Origin of the sequence: Azotobacter bryophylli (assembly GCF_042643485.1) — a bacterium.
Taxonomy (GTDB): domain Bacteria; phylum Pseudomonadota; class Gammaproteobacteria; order Pseudomonadales; family Pseudomonadaceae; genus Azotobacter; species Azotobacter bryophylli.
In genome coordinates this window covers 398148-419300 of the sequence record NZ_JBHRSJ010000001.1, presented here as the reverse complement: position 1 = coordinate 419300, position 21153 = coordinate 398148, and the positions used below count along the sequence as shown (strand labels likewise).

Sequence of the window (21153 nt, the reverse complement as noted above, 5' to 3'; positions counted from 1 at the left end):
CACCCGGCCCCGGATTTTGCCGGGACGGACGTACCATGGCGCCAGCGGGAAGGCTTGGCAACACTCGGGCGGGTACGGATCGGGCGGTAGGGTTTCCCGATTTCAAATCGGAGAATTGCGTCGGCCTTGCTGGTGGTGCTGCTCATGCGGCCTTCCCTCCCAGCAGCAGACCGCCAGCGGTGGCCACGTAGGCCAGTACCGCGTTCTTGGCCTGGCGCCCGGCCTCGCGGTGATCGTCGCCGCGTTCCAGGCTGTCATGCAGGTGGCGGCGATAGACCGCCTGTAGGCTGGTCAGCAGCAGGCGCTGCTCAATGGTCAGCATCCCCCGTTCGCCGCTGGCGATCCCCATGGCCACGTTCAGCGCCTTGTTTGCGTTGATGTGGAAGATCTGTTCCGGCGTGCTGCTGCCGCACTCCTTGGCGCGCTGGGCCAAGGTGGCCACCTCGGCGTGCATAGCGTGATAGAGCGGCAGGTACTGGGCATCGGTGACGCTGGCGCGGTCGCGGGCCTCGCGGAAGGCGGCAATAAGGTCCGCCTTCAGGTCAACCACGGTTTCGGTGTTCCGAGATAGCGACAGCAGGTAGTAACACTGGTCCTCGTTCAACAGGGCGTAGCGCTCAGGTCTACCACCTGCCGAGCCGGCGGCGGGTTTCTCCATTTGAAATGGAAGAACCCCAAAGCGCCTGAACTTGGCGGCGTAGCGATCCACGAGCGACATCGATGCCTTGTGCTGGTTGCCCAACTGCTCGGCGATCAGCCGGCTATCGACGCGCGCCTCGCCCTTGTGGGTGGTCAGGGTGATATTCACGCGGCAGCCTCCTTGCGGCCATTGGCCGGCTTGTTCAGCAGCGCCAGCACAGCACGGGCGCGCTGGTGCTGGCTATCCGGCAGGCTGTAGCGGGTCACGTCGCAGGGCGTGCCCCAGTGGTTCGGCACCTTCTCCGGCTGACGCTGGAACTCTAGGCCGTAGCCGTTCGCCAGTTTGGCAATGGTGCTCGGCAGGCAGTGGTCGCCCAGGCGTTCGGCCTCGAAGCGGTTCAGCGAGTTGCAGGCCGGCAGCAGGTAAGCCAGCACGCGGGCGATCTTGGACGGGGCCTGCTCCAACAGCTCGTCAGGGCTGGTGGTGGTAGACTGGCCTTGCAGCAGGCGGCTTTGTTCTTCGGGACGGGTCGCCTTTTTCATGTCAGGCTGCCTCGCGGGCTTGCAGGCGGGCGGACAGGTACGCCTCGATTTCCTGCCGCACGAAGTAGATACGGCTGCGGCGGTCGTCGCCGTCCTTGAGCGGCTTCGGAAACTGCGGGTCACGAGCGCGCAGCTTGTCCACGCCGGAGCGGGTGCGGCGCATCACTTGCGCCACTTCGGCCATGGTCCACAGCTCGGGCAGGCTGGCAGCTTGGGTGTTGTATGGGGTTGCGGCGGTGTTCGGCTGATTCATGCCGTGTTCTCCTCGGTTGATCCGTGGGGAGCACGGTAGGCGGCGGGCTGGCGCGGAAAAACTCCACGCCCGTAACGGAAAAGGTGGTATCCGTTACAGGTAAGTGGTTATCCGATACGCTTAGGGGGTTTTGCGACGGCGGCCACCCTTGCGGGCGTACTCCGGGGCGGCAGGCTTGATCCACTCCTTGATACGTTCGGCGCTGCCTGGCAGCGACTCTGCGAAGTCATCGGCGGCCAGGGCCCGGTAAACGCGGTCGGCCATGTCGCCAAGGCGTATTTCCTGCGCGGTGTCTGCTTGCCACAGTTCGGTGGCGACAGCTTGCGCACGCTCAATAGTGGCGGACTTGGCTTCATGAATTTTAGCCAGCGGTCTCATGCGCGATGCCTGTTGCTCGGCGATGGCTCGGAAGTCGCTTACTCTCATACACACGATGGCTGAGGCCAGCTGTCCAAACGCCATAGAAAGATAACTGACTGCTCCCTCGGAAGTTTCGGCATTGCGGGCGGCTTGGAATAGTTTGAACCCCTCATCGACGAATGCCGCAGCATCAGGGCAGCGCGAAACAGCTTCAATCTTGGCAAGCAAATGCAGAAGCTCATTTGCCTCAAGCTCCTCGATCGCACAGTCTGCAAACCCCAGTGACGCAAGGATTTTAGCTCTCCGCTTTCCTTCTGGGGTGTCGTTATATCGCATCCGATGCCCTCCCAGGCGCTCCCACTACCTGAATAGATCGGCCAGCCTGGCGGGTGGGAGGTCCGCTCTTCACCCCGTCGGGCTAGGCTGGCCGAAACTCGTTTCCTGTATAAATCAACAGTAACGGCGCATTATACCCATTTTTTCGCATGGGCTGCGCCGTGTTGGGATAGGTTGGGAATCTGCCAGTTCTACCGGGTCAAACCTTGCGCTTAAGTGCCACCACGTTGGAGTTAGTGGTGTTCACCATGGCGTCAAAGTCGGCGCGTTGTGCCTGGGTCATGCCGGCCTCCAGTGCGTCAAGATAGTCGGCGTACCACTGGAGCATGGCGCGGCGCTGCTCCAGGTAGGCGGCTTGGTTGTAGACGCCCGCCACGCCTTGCTCCTTGTGCGCCAGTTGGGCCTCCACGAAGTCTTTTTCCCAGCCGTGCTCCCGTAGCAGGGTGCTGGCCGTGTGGCGGCTGCCGTGACCTACCAGCCGACCCTTGTACCCGACCTTGTTCAGCGTCAGGTTGATCGTGTTTTCGCTGATGACGGGCTTCTTGGCGCCGATGCCAGGGAACAGGTAACGCCCGCGCCCGGTCATGCGGTGAAGTTCGCGCAGGGCCTCCAGGGCTTGCCGGCACAGCGGGGTGACGTGATCCCGGCGCGCCTTCATCTTGTCGGCGGGAATGCTCCACAGGGCGCGCTCGAAGTCGATTTCAGTCCACTCGGCATAGCGCACCACGCCGGGCCGGCTGGCCGTCCACAGCACCAGCCAGGTAGCGACACGGGCCGGGGTGCGGCTGGTGCTGCGGCGCAGGGCCTGCAGGAAAGCCGGCAGCTCAGGCTCCAGCAGATGCGGGTATTGCTTGGCCTTCGGGGTAGGCGCGGCGATGGCTCCCAGCTCACTGGCCGGGTTGTTCTCGCACAGGCCACGGGCAATGGCCTGGCTGAATATCTGGCGCAGAGCCACGCGAATCTTGTCGCGGGTGTTTAGCGCGCCTCGGGCCTCGATGCGCTCCTGTAGGTCGGCGCAGTCGCGGCGGGTGATTTCGGTCAGCAGCTTGTCGCCCAGGGCGGGCAGCACGTCGTTATCCAGATATCCGCGCATCAGGCGCAGGGTGCTTGCAGCGCGTCCATCCTGCGCCTTTCGCTGAAACCAATACTCGGCAGCGGCGGCAAAGGTGTTGGCACTGGCCGCCTCCTTGGCCTCTCGTTGGGCGATCTTGTGCTGTACCGGATCGGTGCCACTGGAAACCAGGCGCTTTGCTTCCCGTGCCTTTTCACGGGCCATGGCGCCGGACATATCGGGATAGCCTCCCAGCCCGTGCCAGCTCCATTTTCCGTCCGGCTTCTTGTAACGCAGCTCCCAGGACTTGGTGCCGTTTGGCTTCACCCGGAAGTACAGGCCGTCGCCGTCCAGCTCCCTGTACGCAGTGGCTTCCGGTTCCAGACTGGCCAAGGTGGTATCGGCCAGGGGACGGCGCTTGATCTCGCTTCGCTTCATTCCCTTGTATGCCTAAGTTCGAGGTACACGGAAGCATACAAGGAGGCATACACGGGAGAAGCCGGGAGAACCCAGACACAAAAAAACCGGCTACAGGGGCCGGTTTCTCTGGGTTTGCGGCGTTTCCGGGGGAACTTGGGAGAACTCGGAAACACGATATTGGAGCGGGCGAAGGGAATCGAACCCTCGTCATGAGCTTGGGAAGCTCAGGTAATGCCATTATACGACGCCCGCTTGGGGGTGCTCTTTTTACCAGAAGTGGCCCGTGAGGTGAAGCCCCAAGTCGCAAGCGCCGCATTTTTTCTGCGGATGAGCCAAGGCCATGCGACTTTCCAACCTATGGGCCAAGGTTAACCGAAGAGCTCCGATGCCGGGCTGGCTTCGGCGATTTCGGCCACCGTGCCCAGCAGCAGAGGGGCCATCTCGTGCAGACGCTCCTCGGGCAGCCTGACGCTCGGCCCGGTGATGCTGACGACCCCCAGCACGCGGCCGTCCCGGAAGTGCCGCACCGGAGCGGCCAGCGCCGATGTACCCGGCACTGAGCTCTCCACCACCCAGGCATAGCCGCGCTGGCGGACCAGCTGCAGCCGTTCGAGCAGCTCGGTACTGCTGCGCGGCGCCTTCGGACCGTATTGGGAAAAGTCCATCAGCCCCTGTCGCTCGACCAGTTCGAGGGCTTGGGCGTCGCTCAGACAAGCGAGCATGGCATGCCCCGATGCGGTACAGAACAGCGGGACATCGACGCCCATCTCCGGCTCGTAGCGCAGACCGCTGCTAGTCCCCTGGGCCTTGGCGATCCAGGTCTGGTTGCCGTCCTCGACCACGCCCAGGCGCACCAGCTCGCCGGTGGTCCGGGCCAGACGATCGAGAATCGGCTGGACGATGTCCGCCCCGCTGGCCGAAAGGTAGCGAAAGCCCTGGGCGATCAGCCTGCTGGTCAACTGATAACGACTGCTGGTGCCATCCTGTCGTACGTAGCCCAGGCGGATCATCTCGGACAACATGCGGTGCGTGCCGCTCTTCGGGATCCGCAGGGACTCCGCCAGGGCTTGCAGGTTGACCCCGCCCGGCTCGCGGGCAAGGGCCTCGAGAATGTTGAAGGTGCGCTCGATGAGGCTACCGGCCATGATTACATCCGTTGGCGGTTGAATGGTGTGCGTATTATCAACCGAACCGACGGTCTGGAGGCAATGTGACATCATGCCTTTCGGTTGCCGCGAAGCGCCAGAGCGTTACCGTGATTGCGGCAAATCCGGCAGAAAACCGAGGAGCCGCCCCCTGAAGGGACGCCCCGATCAACGGCATCCCGAGGCCATCAGACCTTCCAACCGGTCGAGCAAGCGCATGGACCGCAGGCAGTCGGCGAACGAGGACTCCGGCTCGCGCCCCTCGCGGATGGCGGCGAGGAACTCCCGATCCTGCCGGGCATAGGCGCACCCGTGCAGCGCCCGCACCTCGCCCTCGTGGCTCTTCAGCTCGTCGCGGCACACCTGGAAGGTCGCCTCCTCGCCGATGTAGCGGTAGAAGCCGCCGAAGGGGCCGCGATGGTTGAACGAGAGCAGCAGGGTCGCCATCGCCCCGCTGGCCGAGCGCATGCCGATGCTCATGTCCATGGCGCTGCCCAGCTCGGGATGGAGCGGTCCGGCGCAGCCCCAGAGATCGAAGTCCTCCTCGTCGAGCAGCCAGGCGAACAGGTCGACGCTGTGACAGGCATGGTGCCAGAGCAGATGGTCGCTCCAGCCGCGCGACCGGCCGAGCAGGTTGCGGTTGTCGCGACGGAAGAAATAGGTTTCGCAGACCAGGTGCTGCAGATGGAATTCGCCGCTGCGGATCTGTCGCTTCAGCTCGTGATGGGCGGGACTGAAGCGACGCGTGTGGGCGACCATGCACACCAGATCGGCCACCGAGGCGCGCGCGCAGAGGGTCTCGGCGTCGGCCAGGCTGAGCGCCATGGGGATTTCCGCCAGCACGTGCTTGCCGGCGGCGATGGCCAGGGCGGCCTGCTCGGCATGCAGGTGGCTCGGCGAGGCCAGGATAACCGCGTCGATGTCCACCCGCTGCACGCAACTGGCGAAATCCAGGGAATACTCGGCGATCCCCCACTGTCGGGCGAAGGCGGCGCAATCCTCCGCTACCCCGCCGGCCAGGGCGACCACCCGGGCCTCGGCCTGTTCCTGCAACGCCTGCATGTGAATCGAGGCGATGGCGCCCTCCCCAGCCAGGAGGATTCTGATCGGCTTGTCAGAAGACATGTCCCTCTCCATGTTCGTCGGGCAAATTCGAACCACCCGTGATTGTGGGAATGAGCGCAAACAATCCTTCCCAGCAGACCGATCGGGTACCGTTTGAACTTCGGGAAACTGTCGCGGATGACCGCATACCCCATCAGAATGCCAGGCCCTAGGTATTAGTCCAGTGCCAGACACTCGGCAAGGCATCTGGACCGGTGGCGTTCGGCGAAACGGGCCGGATGCCGGGGAATCGCCGGCCCGCGGGGGAACGGGGAGAAGGCCTCAGCCCAGGGATTCCGCGCCCAGCTCGTCCCAGACATCCTGGGCTAGGTGGAAGGTGGCGTTGGCAGCGGGGATGCCGCAGTAGATCGCGCTGTGCATCAGCACTTCCTTGATCTCGTCGCGGGTCACGCCGTTGTTGCGGGCGGCGCGCAGGTGCAGTCTGAGCTCGCCCTCGCGGTTCATGCCGATCAGCATGGCGATGGTGATCAGGCTGCGGGTGTGGCGCGAGAGCCCCGGGCGGGTCCAGATGTCACCCCAGGCGTGGCGGGTGATCATTTCCTGGAACTCCTCGTTGAACGGGGTCCGGTTGCGCAGGCTGCGGTCGACGTGTTCGTCCCCGAGCACCGCGCGGCGCACCTGCAGACCGGCTTCGTAGCGTTCTTTCTCATCCATCCTTCGATTTCCTTGTGCTGGTGGGGCGAACTCATTCGCCCCGACGCATACCGCCAGACTTCTTTGCGCCTACTTGCTCAGGAAAGCCAGGACGCGCTTGGTGAAGAGATCGCCGGCTTCGACGTTGGACAGGTGCGAGGCATGGAACTCGGCCAGCTCGGCCCCCGGGATGCGTTCCTGCAGGGAGCGCCCGTGCTCCGGCGTGGTCACCGGGTCCTCGCTGCCGACGACGATCAGGGTCGGCGTCGCGATGCGCCCGATCTCCTCGCGGAAGTCGGCGTCGCGGACCGCGGCGCAGTTGGCCGCGTAGCCCTCCGGCGAAGTGGCGGCGAGCATCTCGGTGATGCGCTGGACCTGCGCCGGCTGGGCTTCGACGAAGGCCGGCGTGAACCAGCGGACGATGGAGGCGTCGCGCAACTCGCGCATGGCCTGGCTTCCCCCCTCCTGCACGATGGCGATGCGCGAGTTCCATACCTCGTCACTGCCGATCTTCGCCGCGGTGTTGCACAGCACCAGCTTGTCCAGGCGCTCGCCGGCATGGATGCCGAGCCACTGGCCGATCAGGCCGCCCATGGACAGGCCGCAGAAGGAAGCCTTGCGGATGCCCAGGCCATCGAGCAGCGCCAGCACGTCGCGGCCGAGCTGTTCGATGCTGTAGGGGCCCGGGCTGACCAGAGACTGGCCGTGGCCGCGGGTGTCGTAGCGCAGCACGCGGAAGTGCTCGGCGAAGGCCGGGATCTGCGCGTCCCACATGCCCAGGTCGGTGCCCAGGGAGTTGGACAGCACCAGCACCGGCTTGTCGGCCGGGCCGTCGAATCGGTAGTTCAGGTCGCCATCGGCGAGTTTCAGTACGGGCACGGGATCACTCCTCGGCAAAGGGCACGATGTTCGGCCACGGCGCGCTCGATCCAGCAACGCGCCTGGCCCAGATAAGCGGCCGGATCGAGCAGCTCGTCCAGCTCGGCACAGGAGAATTGGCCGACGATCTCGGCGGTGTCGCCGAGCACGTCGCGCAGATGCCGCCGTTCGGCGATCGCCCGGTGACAGCACTGCTCGACCAGCCGATGCGCGGCGTCGCGGCCGATGCGTTTGGCCAGGGCGATGCTCACCGCCTCGGCCAGCACCAGGCCGCGGGTCAGCTCCAGGTTCTCGCGCATCCGGGCGGCGTCCACCTCCAGACCGGACACGACGATCAACGCCTGCTGTAGCGCACCGGAAACCAGACAGCAGAGCTCCGGCAGGGTTTCCCACTCGGCATGCCAGAGGCCGAGGCTGCGCTCGTGCTCCTGGGGCATGGCGGCGAGCATGGTGGCGACCAGCCCCGGCGCGCGGGTGGCGGCGCCGATCAGCACGGCGGCGCCGACCGGGTTGCGTTTGTGCGGCATGGTCGAGGAGCCGCCCTTGCCCGGCGCCGCGGGCTCGAACGCCTCGCCCACGTCGGTCTGCATCAGCAGGGACAGGTCGCGGCCGAGCTTGCCGAGGGTGCCGGCGAGCAGGCCCAGCCAGCTAGCGAACTCGGCCAGACGGTCGCGCTGGGTATGCCAGGGTTGCTCGGGCAGGGCCAGATCGAGCTCGCCGGCCAGCGCCTCGGCCACCGGTAGGGCCTGCTCGCCCAGCGCCGCCAGGGTTCCGGCGGCGCCTCCGAACTGCAGGACCAGGAGGCGCGGCTTCAGCTCGGCCAGCCGCTGGCGCTGGCGGGTGACGGCGCCGAGCAGGCCGGCGAGCTTCATGCCGAGGGTCACCGGGGTGGCATGCTGCAGCCAGGTACGCCCGGGCAGCACGCTGTCGGCATGGCGTTCGGCCTGCTCGGCGAGGGCCTCGGCCAGCTGCGCCAGCCCGGTTTCGAACAGGGCGACGGCAGCGCGCAGCTGCAGCACCAGGCCGCTGTCCATGGCGTCCTGGCTGGTGGCGCCCAGGTGCAGGTAGCGTTCGGCCTCGGCATCCGCGGCGGCGATCTGCCGGCCGAGGGCCTTGATCAGCGGGATCGCCGAGTTGCCGGCGCTGGCGATGGCCTGGGCCAGGGCGGCGACATCGAAGCGCTCGGCCACGCAGGCACTGGCGATCGGCGCCACGGCGGCCTGCGGAATCACTCCGACCCTGGCTTCGGCCCGCGCCAGCGCGGCCTCGAAGTCGAGCATGCCCTGCAGGCGCCCGCGGTCGGAAAACACCGCGCGCATCGGCGCGCTGGTGAAATAGGCATCGAAGAGTTGATTGCTCACGTCGATTCGTCCCGAAACAGAAAGCGATGGCAGTACGGCACGGGGCGGTCCAGCCGCAGGGTGGAAAACCGCGTCAGCGTTTTCCACCGCCAGTCATGGTGGGCAAGGCTGCGCCGTTGTCCACCCTACCCCATTGCACCGGTGCCGTTTCGCAGGGCGGAGAACCACGCCAGCGCTTTCTGCCGCTGGCTTCCTGGTGGGTAACGCTACGCGGTTACCCACCCTACGATGGGCCCCGAGCGGGATCAGACGCGCTCGATGGCCAGCGCCATGCCCTGGCCGACGCCGATGCACATGGTCGCCAAACCCTTGCGACCACCGCTCTTCTCCAACTGGTGCAGGGCGGTGAGGACCAGACGCGCGCCGCTCATGCCCAGCGGGTGGCCGAGGGCGATGGCGCCACCGTTGGGGTTGACCTGCGGGGCGTCGTCGGCGAGGTCCAGGTCGCGCAGCACGGCCAGGCCCTGGCTGGCGAAGGCTTCGTTCAGCTCGATCACGTCGAAGTCGCCGATCCGCAGATCCAGGCGCTGCAGCAGCTTGCGCACCGCCGGCACCGGGCCGTAGCCCATGATGCGCGGCGCCAGGCCGGCGCTGGCCATGCCGAGCACCTTGCCGCGCGGCCTGAGGCCGAACTTCCTCACCGCTTCGGCGCTGGCCAGGATCATCGCCGCCGCGCCGTCGTTCACGCCCGAGGCGTTGCCGGCGGTGACGGTCTTGCCTTCGCCGTTGACCGGCTTCAGCTTGGCCAGGGCCTCGGCGGTGGTCTCCGGCCGCGGATGCTCGTCGTGCTGGACGATGGTCTCGCCCTTGCGGGTCTTGATGATCACCGGCACGATTTCCTCGGCGAAGTAGCCGGCTTCCATGGCCGCCGCGGTGCGCTGCTGGCTGCGCAGGGCGAAGGCGTCCTGATCGGCGCGGGAGATGCCGAAGTCGTCGGCCACGTTGTCCGCGGTCTGCGGCATGGAATCGACGCCGTACTGCGCCTTCATCAGCGGGTTGACGAAGCGCCAGCCGATGGTGGTGTCCTCGATGCTCATGCTGCGGGAAAAGGCGGTGTCGGACTTGCCCATGACGAAGGGCGCGCGGGACATGGACTCGACGCCGCCGGCGATGGCCAGCTCGATCTCGCCGCTGGCGATGGCACGGGCGGCCGTGCCGACCGCATCCATGCCCGAGGCGCACAGGCGGTTGAGGGTCACGCCCGGCACGCTCTCCGGCAGACCGGCCAGCAGCAGCGCCATGCGCGCCACGTTGCGGTTGTCCTCGCCGGCCTGATTGGCGCAGCCGAGGAACACGTCGTCCACCTGGCTCCAATCGACATGCGGGTTGCGCTCGATCAGCGCCCGGATCGGCACGGCGGCCAGATCGTCGGCGCGCACCCCGGCCAGCGCGCCGGCGTAGCGGCCGATGGGCGTACGCACGGCATCGCAGATGAACACTTCGCGGCTCATTCCTCTCCTCCCTGCTGCCCGTGGGCAGCCGCAGTGCGGGCTTCCAGGTCGCGCAGGGCGACCAGCTCGGCCTCGCTCGGTTCCTTGGTCACGTCGACCTGATCGGCGAAACGGATCGGCCAACCGGTGTTCTCGATTACCTGCTCGCGGGCGATGCCCGGGTGCAGCGCGGTGACGACGAACTCGTGGGTGCCTGCTTCCGGCTCCATGATGCACAGATCGGTGATGATTGCCACCGGACCCGCACCGGGCAGCCCCAGCCGCTGGCGGTGGTCGCCGCCTTCGCCGTGGCCGACGGAGGTGACGAAGGCCAGCCTGTCGACGAAGGTGCGGTGGCTCTGCTTGAGGATGATCAGCACCTTCTTGGCCGAGCCGGCGATCTCCGGCGCGCCGCCGGCGCCGGGCAGGCGCACCTTCGGCTGGCGGTAGTCGCCGATCACGGTGGTGTTGATGTTGCCGTACTTGTCGACCTGGGCGGCGCCGAGGAAGCCCACGTCGATGCGCCCGCCCTGCAGCCAGTAGCGGAAGATCTCGGCGGTGGGCACCACGGTGTCGGCGGTCTCGGCCAGCTCGCCGTCGCCGATGGACAGCGGCAGCACGCTCGGCTTGGCGCCGATGGGGCCGGATTCGTAGATCAGGGTGACGTCGGGGGCGTGGGTCAGCCGGGCCAGGTTGGCCGCCTTGGACGGCAGGCCGATGCCGACGAAGGTCACGTCGGAATTGCCCAGCCGGCGGGCCGCGGCGACGGTCATCATTTCACTGGTGGTGTAAGCGGTCATTGTTCGGCCTCCTGCTGCGCGGCCAGCTTGGCTTTGAACTCGGCGAAATCCCGGGTGCCGCGGATGTGGGTGTCGACCCAGGCGAGGAAGCGCTCGCGGTCGCGGGCGATCGGGTCCCAGTCCTGGTAGAAGCGGTTGTCGCGCTCGTAGTAGCCGTGGGCGTAGGACGGATGGGCGCCGCCCGGCACCAGGCAGACGGCGCCGAGCGCCCAGGACGGCAGGACGCAGGCGTTCATCGGCGCGTTCAGGTTGTCGACGACCTCCTCCACCGTGACGATGGCGCGCCTGGCCGCCAGGGCGGCCTCCTTCTGCACGCCGAGGATGCCCTGGATCAGCACGTTGCCCTTGCGGTCGGCCTTCTGCGCGTGGATCACGGTGACGTCCGGGCGCACCGAGGGCACGGCGGCGAGCTGCTCGCCGGTGAACGGACATTTGACGGTCCTGATCAGCGGGTTGACCTTCGGCAGGTCGGAGCCGGCATAGGCGCGCAGCACCGCGAACGGCAGGCCAGAGGCGCCGGCGACGTAGGCGTTGGCCAGATCGGCGTGGCTGTGCTCCTCGATCTCCAGGGCGTGCGGCCAGCCCTTCTCCACCGCGTCGCGCAGACGATGCAGGGAGCCGACCCCGGGGTTGCCGCCCCAGGAGAAGATCAGCTTGCGGGCGCAGCCGGCGCCGATCAGCAGGTCGTAGACCAGATCAGGGGTCATGCGCACCAGGGTCAGGTCCTTCCGGCCCTGGCGGATGATCTCGTGGGCGGCGGCCGTGGGAATCAGGTGGGTGAAGCCTTCGAGGGCGACGGTGTCGCCGTCGTTGACGAAGCGACGGATTGCTTCGCTCAGGGAAAGGATCTCAGCCATCTTCTTGTTTGCTCTTGTGTTGAGGTTGCGCGCGCCGCGATGGTGCGCTTCCCGGCTACGTTACGTGCTGGCCGGGGCCGGAACAATTCGATAATCGAATACTCGTTCGTTTATCGAACACTTTGACGCCATGAGGCCAGCTTGGGCGCCCCGCTGCCTAGAGCAGCTTCAGGGTGTAGCTGAGGATCAGGCGGTTCTCGTCGATGTCGGTGCGGTAGTTGGAGCGGGCGGTGACGTTGCGCAGGCGCAGGCTGAGGTTCCTCAGCGGCCCGCTCTGCACCGTGTAGGCCAGATCCAGGTCGCGCTCCCAGTCCCGGCCCTCGAAACTGCGCCCGCTCTCCACGTTGTCGCCGCGGATGTAACGCAGGGTGCTGGTCAGGCCGGGCAGGCCGAGGACGGCGAAGTCGAAGTCGTGGCGCAGCTGCCAGGAACGCTCGTGGGGCGCGGCGAACTCGAAGGTCGGCACCTCGTTGCCCAGCGGCGAGATGTTGTCGCCCACGCGCAGGAAGCCGTTCCTGCCGTACATCGCCTGGTAGCCGACGTAGAAGGTGTGCCCGCCGTGCCGGGCCGAGAGCAGGGCGAACAGCGCCTGGTTGTCCAGGTCGCCGCCCAGGGACTTGCCGTCGTCCTCGGCGGTGAAATAGCCGAGGTTGGCGCCGAGCCCCCAGCTGCCCAGCGTCTGGAAGTGCTTGAGGCCGTAGAAGCGCTGCCGGTAGATGTCCTTCAGCTGCGCCTGCCAGACGCCCACGCTGGTGCGGTCGCGGTTGAAGCGGTAGTCGGCCCCCACGTAGTTGAAGCGGTCGGAGGTGACGCCGGCGATGCGCCGCGGGTTGATCGGGTCGTTGATCAGCGCGTACATCTCCTGATCGTTGGTGGAGTTGCGCAGGCTGGTGGAGCGGAACTGGCCGGCCTGCAGGGTCAGCCCCGGGATCTCGCCGGAGACCAGCGAGGCGCCCTGGTAGGTCGGCGGCAGCAGACGGTTGTCGCTGAAGATCAGCACCGGCAGGTTCGGCTGCAGTTCGCCGACCTTCAGCTCGGTCTTCGACACCCGGGCCTTCAGGGCGGGGCCGATCCGGCTGTATTCGTCGGCGGCCTCGCCGTCGCCGTGCACGGGCAGCAGCCCGGTGTTGGTGTGCCGGCGATCGCTATCGAGCTTGACGCCCAGCAGGCCGACGACATCGAGCCCGAAGCCGATCGGTCCGGGGGTGTAGCCGGAGGCGAAGTTGAGGATGAAACCCTGCGCCCACTCCTCCGCCTTCGATTGCTTGTTCGGCCCGACGATGTCGGAGAAGTCGCGGCTGAAGTAGTAGTTGCGAAATTGCAGGGTCGCGCTGGAGTCCTTGATGAAGCCGCCGCCGGCGGCGGAAACCGGCGGCAGGGTGCAGGCCGCGGCAATGGATACGACGAGAGGCAAAACGCGCAGATTCCGCTTCATGGAGTCGCTCTTTTTATTGTTATGGATAGATTTTCCGCCGTCGCAGCCGGTCGTTCCGGCCGCGGCGGCGGGCACGCAAGGTTTTTCCGGGCTCCGGCTCCGCGGCGGCGGGCCGGCTTACGGAGCGGGCCGGACTCAGGCCCCGGGCAGCGCGAAGTCGAAACGCGAGGTGAAGAACGGCTCGCTCAGCCCCCGCGCGGCGATCTGCGCCGGATCGCTGTGCTGCTCCAGCCCGATCACCAGCCCGTCGCGGGTGGCGAAGGCGTAGTCGTCGTCGAGGTAGGTGTCGCCGGGGATGTTCAGCTGGGTGGTCAGCGTCCGGAAACCCTCGGCCGAGACGAAGTAGTGGATGTGCGCCGGACGCCGGCCGTGGCGGCCGAGCCGCCCGAGCAGGTCGCCGGTGGCGGAGCCCTCGGGCACGCCGTAGCCCGAGGGGATCAGGGTGCGGTAGCGGTAGGCGCCGTCCGCGTCGGTGACGATGCGCCGGCGCAGGTTGTACGGCCGCTGCCGGCCGCCGTCGAAGTGCGAATACTCGCCCCGGGTGTTGGCGTGCCAGACGTCGACCACGGCACCGGCCAGCGGCCTGCCGCCTACGTCCGTCACCCGCCCCTCCATGAACAGCACCCGGCCCTGCTCCGGATCGCCATCCAGGCGCGCCTCGCCCTGGCTCAGCGGCGCGCCGGCGACGTACAGCGGCCCCTCGATGGCGCGCTCGGTACCGCCCCCCATCCCCCGGGCGCGCTCGGCCTCGTCCTGGCGGATGTCGAGCAGACGGTCGAGCCCGAGGCCGGCGGTGATCAGCCCGAACTCGTTGCCCGCGCCGGCCTTGTTGGCCCAGCCCACCGCCGCCCAGAACTCCTCGGGGCGGATGTCCAGATCGTCGATGGCCCTGAACAGATCGCCGACGATGCGCCCGACGATGGCCCTGACCCGCTCGTCGCCCTCGCGCTGGGCGGTGTTCAGCACCTTGTGCAGCAGCTCGGCCTGGGAAAACTCTGCCATTGGCTAACTCCTCTTGTTGTTATGGGTGGCGGTTGGCGGGGCGGGAATCCGGCCGGCGCCTTCATCCCGCCCGGAACGTCGGCGTCCGCCTCAGGCCGGCTCCGGTGCCACCGCCGGGGTCGCGGCGTCCGGCCGGCGCAGGCTGAAGAGGGTCATGGCCAGCGCGGCGATCACGCCGGGAACGGCGAAGGCGAGGAAGTTCATCTGCAGCGGCAGGTTGATGCCCAGCAGCGCGCCGCCCAGCAGCGGGCCGACGATGGCACCGTTGCGGCCGATGCCCGAGGCCCAACCGAGGCCGGTGGAGCGGATCGACAGGCCGTAGAACTGCGCGCCGCAGGCGTACAGCAGGATCTGCGAGCCGATGGTGGTGGCGCCGGCCACGCCGATCAGCAGGTACAGCACCGGCATCGGGCTCTTGATGCCGAGCAGACCGATGGAGACGGCGGCGAGGAGGAAGAAGGTCGCCAGCACCCGCGGCAGGTTCATGCGGTCCCCCAGCCAGCCGCCGGCGATGGCGCCGACGACCGCGCCGACGTTCAGGGCGAGCAGGAAGGACAGGCTGGAGCCCAGGCTGTAGCCGGCGTTGGCCATCAGCTTCGGCAGCCAGGAGCTGAGCGCGTAGACCATCAGCAGACAGCAGAAGAAGGCGGTCCACAGCATCAGGGTGCGCAGCGCGCGTCCGCCGCGGAACAGCTCCAGTACCGAGGCGCCGGCGCCCTTGGTTTCGGCCATTTCCAGCCGGTCGTCGGGCTGCAGGTCGTGCTCGGGCGCAACGCGCCGGAGGATGGCGCGGGCCTGCCCGGTCCGCTCCTGGCGCAGCAGGAAGCCGACCGACTCGGGCAGGAACCAGAGGATGAGCGGCAGCAGCAGCAACGGCACGAGGGCGGCGAAGAACATGGTTTGCCAGCCGAAGCGCGGCAGCAGGTAGATGCCGAGCCCGGCGGAGAGCATGCCGCCCACCGAGTAACCGCTGAACATGATGGCTACCAGGGTGTTGCGCAGCTTCTTCGGCGCGTACTCGTTCATCAGCGCCACCACGTTGGGCATCAGGCCGCCGCAGCCGAGGCCGGCGAGGAAGCGGCAGATGCCGAACTCGGTCGGCGAGCCGGCGAAGCCGTTGAGGACGGTCGAGCCGCTGAACAGCACGAAGCAGATGGCGATGCCCTTCTTGCGCCCGAAGCGGTCGGCCAGGGTGCCGAAGATCAGTGCGCCGAACATCATGCCGAACAGCGCGTAGCTGCCCAGGGCACCGGCCTGCAGTGGCGTCAGGCCCCAGTCCTTCATCAGCACCGGCAGCACCACGCCGTAGATGAACAGGTCGTAGCCGTCGAAGATCAGCAGGAGCGCGCACCAGGCCATCACCATCCAGTGGAAGCGGCCGAAGCGCGCGTGGTCGATCAGATCGTGGACATCGATTTTCCGCATGGCATCAGTTCCTTTGTTGTTGTTATGGAAATGCAGAACCATCGCTGGGCCCGTCCGCCTTGCGCGCGGACGGTTGCCGGGACCGCCGCCGCTCCGACGAGCGGGCCCCGGCGCCGATCGGGGGATCGGCGGCGAACAGGTGAGGGCCGCGTAGCGCGGCGCGGGATCAGCCCAGGTCGCCTCCGCCGACCGGCAGGGTCACCCCGGTGATGTAGGAGGCCTCGTCCGAGGCCAGGAAGAGGATGGCGCCGACCTGCTCGTCGATACTGCCGTAGCGCTTCATCAGACTGCTGTCGAGGGTCTGGTCGACGATCTGCCGGTACCAGACCTGCTCCTCGGCGCTCTGCTCGGCCGCGTTGCGCGGAATCCGCCGCGGCGGCGCCTCGGTGCCGCCGGGGGCAGTGGCGTTGACACGGATACCGCGCTGGGCGTTCTCGAACGCCAGGCAAGCGGTCAGCGCGTTGACGCCACCCTTGGCCGCGCCGTAGGGCACGCGGTTGATGCTGCGGGTGGCGATGGAGGAGACGTTGACGATGGCGCCGCCGCCCTGCTCCAGCATCTGCGGCAGCGCGGCGCGGCAGCACCAGAGCGTGGGGAACAGCGAGCGGCGCACCTCGGCCTCGATCTCCTGCTTCTGGTAATGCTCGAACGGCTTGGCCCAGATGGTCCCGCCGACGTTGTTGATCAGGATGTCGAGGCGGCCGAAGCGCTCGACCGCCGCGTCCATCACCCGCTGGCAGTCGGCGAACCGTTCGAGGTCGGCGGTCAGGGTGAGGATTTCCACGCTCTGACCCAGCTCGTCCTGCAGCTCGTGGACCAGCTCGGAGCGGTCCACGGCGACTAGCCGAGCGCCTTCGGCCGCGATTCGCTCGGCGACGCGCCGGCCGATGCCCTGGGCCGCGCCGGTGATCACCGCGACCTTGTCTTGAAAACGTTTGTGCATGGCGAATTATCCGGTAAGAGCCCGCCGGGGCGGGCTCGCGACAGGGAGATCAGGCGCTGGCGGCGAACTTCTCGTAATAGAAGTTGGCGGGCTGGATGCCGCGCTCGCGAATGAACTGGCTGACCGCCTCGACCATGGGCGGCGGACCGCACAGGTAGATGTCCACCTCGCCCTCGTTCAGGTGCTTGGGTTCGATGTGCTGGGTCACGTAGCCCTTCTGCGGGTAGCGGCTTTCCGGGTTGGCCACGCAGGCGCTGAAGGTGAAGCCCGGAATGCGCGCAGCGAAGGCCTCGAGCCGGTCCATCTCCACCAGGTCGAAGTCGTTGGTGACGCCGTAGACCAGGTGCACCGGGTAGGCGCTGCCCTGCTCGGCGATCCTCTCCAGCATCGCGGTGAAGGGCGCCAGGCCGGTGCCGCCGGCCAGCAGCAGCAGCGGGCGCCTGATGTCGCGCAGGTAGAAGCTGCCCAGCGGACCGGTCAGGGTCATGCGGTCGCCGGCCTTGGCCAGGTTCGACAGGAAGCTGCTCATCAGGCCGCCCGGCACGTTGCGGATCAGGAAACTGACCTCGCCGTCGCGCGGCAGGGAGCTGAAGGAGTAGGCACGGGTCTGGTCGGTGCCCGGAACCCCGAGGTTCACGTACTGCCCCGGCAGGAACGCCAGCCGGCTCAGCGATTCGCCCTTGATCGACAGGGCGATGGTGCTGTCGGAAAGCGGGCGCACCGCGCTGATGGCCGCCTCGTAGCTGGCCTGTTCAGTCTTGCAGACCTCGGAGGAAGCCGGCACGCGGATCACGCAGTCGCTCTGCGGGCGCATCTGGCAGGTCAGCACGTAGCCCATGGCGGCTTCGTCCTCGCTCAGCGCGTCCTCGATGTACTCCTCGCCCAGGTCGTACCTGCCGGCTTCGGCGAAGCACTTGCAGGCGCCGCAGGCGCCGTCGCGGCAGTCCAGCGGGATGTTGATGCCCTGGCGGTAGGCCGCATCGGCCACCGTCTCGTCGGCCTTGGTCTCGATGAAGCGGGTGACCCCGTCCTCGAAGTTCAGTGCGATCTTGTAACTCATGCTGCGGCCACCTCAGATCTGGTAGATGTCGATCACTTGACGGACGTAGTCGTTCTTCAGCACGACCTTCTTCTCCTTGATCAGCGGGCTCTCGCCGCGCACGTCCAGGGTGTAGAAGCTGGTGCCGTAGAAGTGGTCCACGGACTTGTAGCGGAAGCTCAGGGTGTGCCAGTTGAAGCGCAGCCGGCACAGGCCGTCGCTCTGTTCGAGGATCTCGAGGTTGTTGACGTTGTGCGAGGTGCGGGTGTCCGGGACGGTGGCGCTCGAACGCTCGGTGCGGATGCGGAAGACGCGGTCCTCCAGGCCGCTGCGGCTGCCGTACCAGATCAGCGAGATTTCCTTCTGCGGGTCTTCGGTCAGCCGGTCCTGATCGTCCCAGGACGGCATCCAGAAGGTGGCGTCCGGGGCGTACATCTCCAGCCAGCTGTCCCAGTCCTTGTCGTCCAGGTAACGGGCTTCGCGGTAGAGAAAGTCGCGTGCGGCGTCGTAGGAAATGCTCATTGCGCAGCCTCCACGTGGATCAGTTCCCGTTGTTCGGCTTCGACGGCCTGCCGCATGGTTTCCTGCCAGTAGCGGTGCTGGATCACGTACAGGCCCTCGTCCTCCGAGCGCACGCCGCTCAGCACCGGCTGCAGGTCGATTTGCCGGGCCGCTTCGTCGGGGCCCTGGACCCAGTGCCTGGCACCGCGGGACATGTCGTTCCACGGCATGGAGCGGCCCTGGAAGCCCTGCTGGCAGGCGCGGAACTCTTCCAGGTCGTCCGGCGTGGCCATGCCGCTGACGTTGAAGAAGTCTTCGTACTGGCGGATGCGGCTGGCGCGCGCCTCGGCGCTCTCGCCCTTGGGCGCGATGCAGTAGATGGTGACTTCGGTCTTGTCCACGGACAGCGGCTTGGCCACGCGGATCTGCGAGCTGAACTGGTCCATCAGATACACGTTGGGATACAGGCAGAGGTTGCGCGAGTGCCCGATCATCCAGTCGGCCCTGGCCGCGCCGAATTCCCGGGCCAGCTCGTCGCGGCGCTCGTACAGGGGACGGTCCTCCGGGTTGGCCCAGCGGGTCCAGAGCAGCATGTGGCCGTTCTCGAAGGAGTAGAAGCCGCCGCCCTGCTTGCCCCAGCCACCGGCGCTCATGGTGCGGATCTCGTTGCCGGCTTCCTTCTCCTTGCGGTGGTTCTGGGTGGCGGCGTAGTTCCAGTGCACGGCGGTCACGTGGTAGCCGTCAGCGCCGTTCTCGGCCTGCAGCTTCCAGTTGCCTTCGTAGATGTAGGTAGAGGAGCCGCGCAGCACTTCCAGGCCCTCGGGGGACTGGTCGACGATCATGTCGATGACCTTGGCCGACTCGCCGAGGAACTCGACCAGGGGCTTCACGTCGGGGTTGAGGCTGCCGAACAGGAAGCCGCGGTAGGACTCGAAGCGGGCGACCTTCTTCAGGTCGTGGGAACCGTCGCAGTCGAAGCTCTCCGGGTAGCCGGCGTCCTTCGGGTCCTTCACCTTCAGCAGCTTGCCGGAATTGTTGAAGGTCCAGCCGTGGAACGGGCAGGTGTAGGTGGCCTTGTTGCCGCTCTTGTAGCGGCAGAGCATCGCGCCGCGATGGCTGCAGGCGTTGATGAAGGCGTTCAGCTCGCCGTCCTTGTTGCGCGCGATGAAGATCGGCTGGCGCCCCATCTGGGTGGTGTAGTAGTCGTTGACGTCGGGGATCTGGCTCTCGTGAGCGAGGTAGATCCAGTTGCCCTCGAAGATGTGCCTCATCTCCAGCTCGAACAGCCGGGGATCGGTGAACATGTCCCGCTTGCAGCGATAAATCCCCTTTTCCCGGTCTTCTTCCAGCAAGGCGTCGATGTAGTCGAGTCCCAAGGTCATTGCCGCGGCTCCGTTGTTATTGTTTGCGAAGCTGCATGCTAGGTAGGGAATTGCGGCGGGAATATCCGTTTTCTGCAGGACCTTTATCCGTTCCCTGCAGGGCGCGACCCGTCCGACGAACGTGCGCGGCCGGGCCGGACGGATAGGCCGCCCGGCCTGGTACGAAGGCGGGATCAGGTGCTCAGCCGCGACGCTTGAGGGTGTCGGAAGGCAGTTCGCCGAAGGCGCTCTTGTAGCTCTCGGAGAAGCGCCCGAGATGGAGGAAGCCGTAGTCCAGGGCGACCTCGGTGACGTTCCTCACCGGCACGGCGGGGTCGCTCAGACAGGTGCGGATGCGCTCCAGCTTCTTCTGGCGGATGTAGTGCTTCGGGGTGGTTCCGGCGTGCCGCTCGAACAGCGCATAGAGGCTGCGCGGGCTGACCCGCACCAGTTCGGCGAGGGTTTCCGGGGCGATGTCCTGCTTGAGGTTCTCCTCGATGAACTGGGCGATCCGCTCGAATGTCCCCGCCGGACCGTTCGGCAGTTCGCGCCGCACGTTGTTCTGCAGCAGGGCGAGCAGCTTGCCGGCGACGATGCGGCTGTAGTGCTCGTGCGCCAGGGGCGGCCCCCCTTCCGCCTCGGCCTCCTCGCAGATCAGCCCGAGCAGGCTGAGCAAGCCGCCGGCCTCCCGCAGGCTGTAGCGGTCGGCGCTGAAGCGGATGCCCTCGCTGGGGCGCTGCCAGCGGTTCTCCGTGCAGGCTGTGTCGAGCAGCGACTCGGGCAGCTTGACGATGAACTTCTCGCAATCTTCCGAATAGGTCAGATCCACCGGGTCGTCCGGGTTGATCAGCAGCAGCTCGCCGGGGGCGAAGTGGTGTTCGCGGCCGCGACCGCGCCAGAGGCAGTGTCCCTTGAGCAGCACCTGCAGGTGGTAGAGGGTTTCCAGGGCCGGCGAGGTGACCCGCACGCTGCCGCCGTAGCTGATCCGGCACAGGTCCAGGGTGCCGAACTTGCGATGGCTGAGGCTGGCGGCGGGCGCGCCGTGCCTGGCCAGACGAATCCCGTGCGGGCCGACGTGCTGATTGACGTAGCCGGAGACGGCGTACGGGTCGGCACGGTCGAAGACCAGACTGCTGCCCTCTTTGAGCAAGGGTAGATCCATCATCTCGGGGCCCCCGATATTGTTCTTATGGGACGGCATCACCTCGTTCCGCTGAGGTGGCTCGTTGCACTGCAAGGCATCGCGGCCCCATCCGCAGTGCGGCGTTTCGCCGCACCGCGGATGGAGCGCAGAGACTAGCAAACCGGTTTGACGCCCGCCAAGCGCGGCAACGCCCCGGCGGTCAGGCGAACAGCTGCTGGCTCAGCTCGCGGCTGGCGCCGAGCATGAGCGGCAGGAAACGCTTTTCCAGGTCGGCGATCGTGGCCCGGCCGGCATGGGTGCTGACGTTCATCGCCGCGAGCACCCGCCCTGACGAATCCCGGACCGGCACCGCCAGCGAGCGCAGCCCCTGCTCCAGCTCCTGGTCGACGATGCACCAGCCCTGCTGGCGCACCTGCATCAGACACTCCCACAAGGCTTCCGGGGTGTGCAGGGTGCGGCTGGTCTTCGCCT

General features: G+C 67.0%; 22 protein-coding genes and 1 tRNA gene. All 23 read right to left on the bottom strand.

Annotated elements, in window-relative coordinates:
* Positions 1-142: 142 nt before the first annotated feature.
* Complete coding sequence (locus ACFOJE_RS02050) at positions 143-808, bottom strand: Rha family transcriptional regulator (RefSeq protein ID WP_377812569.1); 666 nt, start codon at positions 806-808, stop codon at positions 143-145.
* Positions 805-1182 carry a hypothetical protein gene (locus ACFOJE_RS02045; protein WP_377812568.1) on the bottom strand — a complete coding sequence of 126 codons (378 nt, stop codon included), beginning with the start codon at positions 1180-1182 and terminating at the stop codon, positions 805-807. The genes ACFOJE_RS02050 and ACFOJE_RS02045 overlap by 4 nt, the downstream gene beginning before the upstream one ends.
* 1 nt (position 1183) lies before the next feature.
* Positions 1184-1435 carry a transcriptional regulator gene (locus ACFOJE_RS02040; RefSeq protein ID WP_377812567.1) on the bottom strand — a complete coding sequence of 84 codons (252 nt, stop codon included), beginning with the start codon at positions 1433-1435 and terminating at the stop codon, positions 1184-1186.
* 120 nt (positions 1436-1555) lie between these two features.
* Complete coding sequence (locus tag ACFOJE_RS02035; protein WP_377812566.1) at positions 1556-2131, bottom strand: hypothetical protein; 576 nt, start codon at positions 2129-2131, stop codon at positions 1556-1558.
* A 199-nt stretch (positions 2132-2330) separates the two neighbouring features.
* On the bottom strand, positions 2331-3620 hold the full coding sequence (locus ACFOJE_RS02030; protein ID WP_377812565.1) for a tyrosine-type recombinase/integrase: 1290 nt from the start codon (positions 3618-3620) through the stop codon (positions 2331-2333).
* A 160-nt stretch (positions 3621-3780) separates the two neighbouring features.
* A tRNA-Gly gene (locus ACFOJE_RS02025) sits at positions 3781-3854 on the bottom strand.
* Positions 3855-3970: 116 nt separating this feature from the next.
* On the bottom strand, positions 3971-4747 hold the full coding sequence (locus ACFOJE_RS02020; protein ID WP_377812564.1) for an IclR family transcriptional regulator: 777 nt from the start codon (positions 4745-4747) through the stop codon (positions 3971-3973).
* 168 nt (positions 4748-4915) lie between these two features.
* Entirely contained in the window at positions 4916-5872 is a 957-nt protein-coding gene (locus ACFOJE_RS02015; protein ID WP_377812563.1) for a Gfo/Idh/MocA family oxidoreductase, read from the bottom strand.
* A gap of 261 nt (positions 5873-6133) precedes the next feature.
* On the bottom strand, positions 6134-6526 hold the full coding sequence (gene pcaC, locus ACFOJE_RS02010; RefSeq protein ID WP_377812562.1) for a 4-carboxymuconolactone decarboxylase: 393 nt from the start codon (positions 6524-6526) through the stop codon (positions 6134-6136).
* 69 nt (positions 6527-6595) lie between these two features.
* Positions 6596-7384, bottom strand: a complete 789-nt coding sequence (pcaD, locus tag ACFOJE_RS02005; RefSeq protein WP_377812561.1) for a 3-oxoadipate enol-lactonase — start codon at positions 7382-7384, stop codon at positions 6596-6598.
* Positions 7372-8745, bottom strand: coding sequence for a 3-carboxy-cis,cis-muconate cycloisomerase (locus tag ACFOJE_RS02000; protein WP_377812560.1), 1374 nt, complete (start codon positions 8743-8745; stop codon positions 7372-7374). The genes pcaD and ACFOJE_RS02000 overlap by 13 nt, the downstream gene beginning before the upstream one ends.
* A gap of 245 nt (positions 8746-8990) precedes the next feature.
* A complete protein-coding gene (pcaF, locus tag ACFOJE_RS01995) occupies positions 8991-10196 on the bottom strand; it encodes a 3-oxoadipyl-CoA thiolase (RefSeq protein WP_377812559.1) in 1206 nt (401 codons plus the stop codon).
* Positions 10193-10975, bottom strand: coding sequence for a CoA-transferase subunit beta (locus ACFOJE_RS01990; RefSeq protein WP_377812558.1), 783 nt, complete (start codon positions 10973-10975; stop codon positions 10193-10195). Before ACFOJE_RS01990 ends, pcaF begins: the two co-directional genes overlap by 4 nt.
* Positions 10972-11832, bottom strand: coding sequence for a CoA transferase subunit A (locus ACFOJE_RS01985; RefSeq protein WP_377812557.1), 861 nt, complete (start codon positions 11830-11832; stop codon positions 10972-10974). Before ACFOJE_RS01985 ends, ACFOJE_RS01990 begins: the two co-directional genes overlap by 4 nt.
* A 157-nt stretch (positions 11833-11989) precedes the next feature.
* Positions 11990-13267, bottom strand: coding sequence for an OprD family porin (locus tag ACFOJE_RS01980; RefSeq protein WP_377812556.1), 1278 nt, complete (start codon positions 13265-13267; stop codon positions 11990-11992).
* 135 nt (positions 13268-13402) lie between these two features.
* Positions 13403-14269, bottom strand: coding sequence for a dioxygenase family protein (locus ACFOJE_RS01975; protein ID WP_377812555.1), 867 nt, complete (start codon positions 14267-14269; stop codon positions 13403-13405).
* A 90-nt stretch (positions 14270-14359) separates the two neighbouring features.
* Positions 14360-15694, bottom strand: a complete 1335-nt coding sequence (locus tag ACFOJE_RS01970) for an MFS transporter (protein WP_377812554.1) — start codon at positions 15692-15694, stop codon at positions 14360-14362.
* A gap of 166 nt (positions 15695-15860) precedes the next feature.
* Positions 15861-16637, bottom strand: a complete 777-nt coding sequence (locus tag ACFOJE_RS01965) for a 1,6-dihydroxycyclohexa-2,4-diene-1-carboxylate dehydrogenase (RefSeq protein ID WP_377812553.1) — start codon at positions 16635-16637, stop codon at positions 15861-15863.
* Between the two features lie 49 nt (positions 16638-16686).
* Positions 16687-17697: a benzoate 1,2-dioxygenase electron transfer component BenC gene (gene benC, locus ACFOJE_RS01960; protein ID WP_377812552.1), complete on the bottom strand. Its 1011-nt coding sequence runs from the start codon at positions 17695-17697 to the stop codon at positions 16687-16689.
* A 12-nt stretch (positions 17698-17709) separates the two neighbouring features.
* Positions 17710-18198: a benzoate 1,2-dioxygenase small subunit gene (gene benB / locus ACFOJE_RS01955; protein WP_377812551.1), complete on the bottom strand. Its 489-nt coding sequence runs from the start codon at positions 18196-18198 to the stop codon at positions 17710-17712.
* Entirely contained in the window at positions 18195-19559 is a 1365-nt protein-coding gene (benA, locus tag ACFOJE_RS01950) for a benzoate 1,2-dioxygenase large subunit (protein ID WP_377812550.1), read from the bottom strand. Before benA ends, benB begins: the two co-directional genes overlap by 4 nt.
* Positions 19560-19740: 181 nt before the next feature.
* The gene (locus ACFOJE_RS01945) at positions 19741-20700 is read right to left on the bottom strand and encodes an AraC family transcriptional regulator (RefSeq protein WP_377812640.1); all 960 of its coding nucleotides are present in this window, start codon (positions 20698-20700) and stop codon (positions 19741-19743) included.
* A gap of 181 nt (positions 20701-20881) precedes the next feature.
* On the bottom strand, positions 20882-21153 hold a 272-nt coding region (locus ACFOJE_RS01940), incomplete at its 5' end, for an IclR family transcriptional regulator domain-containing protein (RefSeq protein WP_377812549.1).

What these genes read in the sequence shown, in the direction of transcription:
- ACFOJE_RS01945 (WP_377812640.1), bottom strand. Translation starts at nt 20,700, where the DNA reads ATGGATCTACCCTTGCTCAAAGAGGGCAGCAGTCTGGTCTTCGACCGT.
- ACFOJE_RS01980 (WP_377812556.1), bottom strand. Translation starts at nt 13,267, where the DNA reads ATGAAGCGGAATCTGCGCGTTTTGCCTCTCGTCGTATCCATTGCCGCG.
- ACFOJE_RS02045 (WP_377812568.1), bottom strand. Translation starts at nt 1,182, where the DNA reads ATGAAAAAGGCGACCCGTCCCGAAGAACAAAGCCGCCTGCTGCAAGGC.
- benC (WP_377812552.1), bottom strand. Translation starts at nt 17,697, where the DNA reads ATGAGTTACAAGATCGCACTGAACTTCGAGGACGGGGTCACCCGCTTC.
- ACFOJE_RS01965 (WP_377812553.1), bottom strand. Translation starts at nt 16,637, where the DNA reads ATGCACAAACGTTTTCAAGACAAGGTCGCGGTGATCACCGGCGCGGCC.
- pcaC (WP_377812562.1), bottom strand. Translation starts at nt 6,526, where the DNA reads ATGGATGAGAAAGAACGCTACGAAGCCGGTCTGCAGGTGCGCCGCGCG.
- ACFOJE_RS01990 (WP_377812558.1), bottom strand. Translation starts at nt 10,975, where the DNA reads ATGACCGCTTACACCACCAGTGAAATGATGACCGTCGCCGCGGCCCGC.
- ACFOJE_RS02030 (WP_377812565.1), bottom strand. Translation starts at nt 3,620, where the DNA reads ATGAAGCGAAGCGAGATCAAGCGCCGTCCCCTGGCCGATACCACCTTG.
- ACFOJE_RS01970 (WP_377812554.1), bottom strand. Translation starts at nt 15,694, where the DNA reads ATGCGGAAAATCGATGTCCACGATCTGATCGACCACGCGCGCTTCGGC.
- ACFOJE_RS02015 (WP_377812563.1), bottom strand. Translation starts at nt 5,872, where the DNA reads ATGTCTTCTGACAAGCCGATCAGAATCCTCCTGGCTGGGGAGGGCGCC.
- ACFOJE_RS02040 (WP_377812567.1), bottom strand. Translation starts at nt 1,435, where the DNA reads ATGAATCAGCCGAACACCGCCGCAACCCCATACAACACCCAAGCTGCC.
- pcaF (WP_377812559.1), bottom strand. Translation starts at nt 10,196, where the DNA reads ATGAGCCGCGAAGTGTTCATCTGCGATGCCGTGCGTACGCCCATCGGC.
- benA (WP_377812550.1), bottom strand. Translation starts at nt 19,559, where the DNA reads ATGACCTTGGGACTCGACTACATCGACGCCTTGCTGGAAGAAGACCGG.
- ACFOJE_RS01985 (WP_377812557.1), bottom strand. Translation starts at nt 11,832, where the DNA reads ATGGCTGAGATCCTTTCCCTGAGCGAAGCAATCCGTCGCTTCGTCAAC.
- ACFOJE_RS02020 (WP_377812564.1), bottom strand. Translation starts at nt 4,747, where the DNA reads ATGGCCGGTAGCCTCATCGAGCGCACCTTCAACATTCTCGAGGCCCTT.
- benB (WP_377812551.1), bottom strand. Translation starts at nt 18,198, where the DNA reads ATGAGCATTTCCTACGACGCCGCACGCGACTTTCTCTACCGCGAAGCC.
- ACFOJE_RS02035 (WP_377812566.1), bottom strand. Translation starts at nt 2,131, where the DNA reads ATGCGATATAACGACACCCCAGAAGGAAAGCGGAGAGCTAAAATCCTT.
- ACFOJE_RS01975 (WP_377812555.1), bottom strand. Translation starts at nt 14,269, where the DNA reads ATGGCAGAGTTTTCCCAGGCCGAGCTGCTGCACAAGGTGCTGAACACC.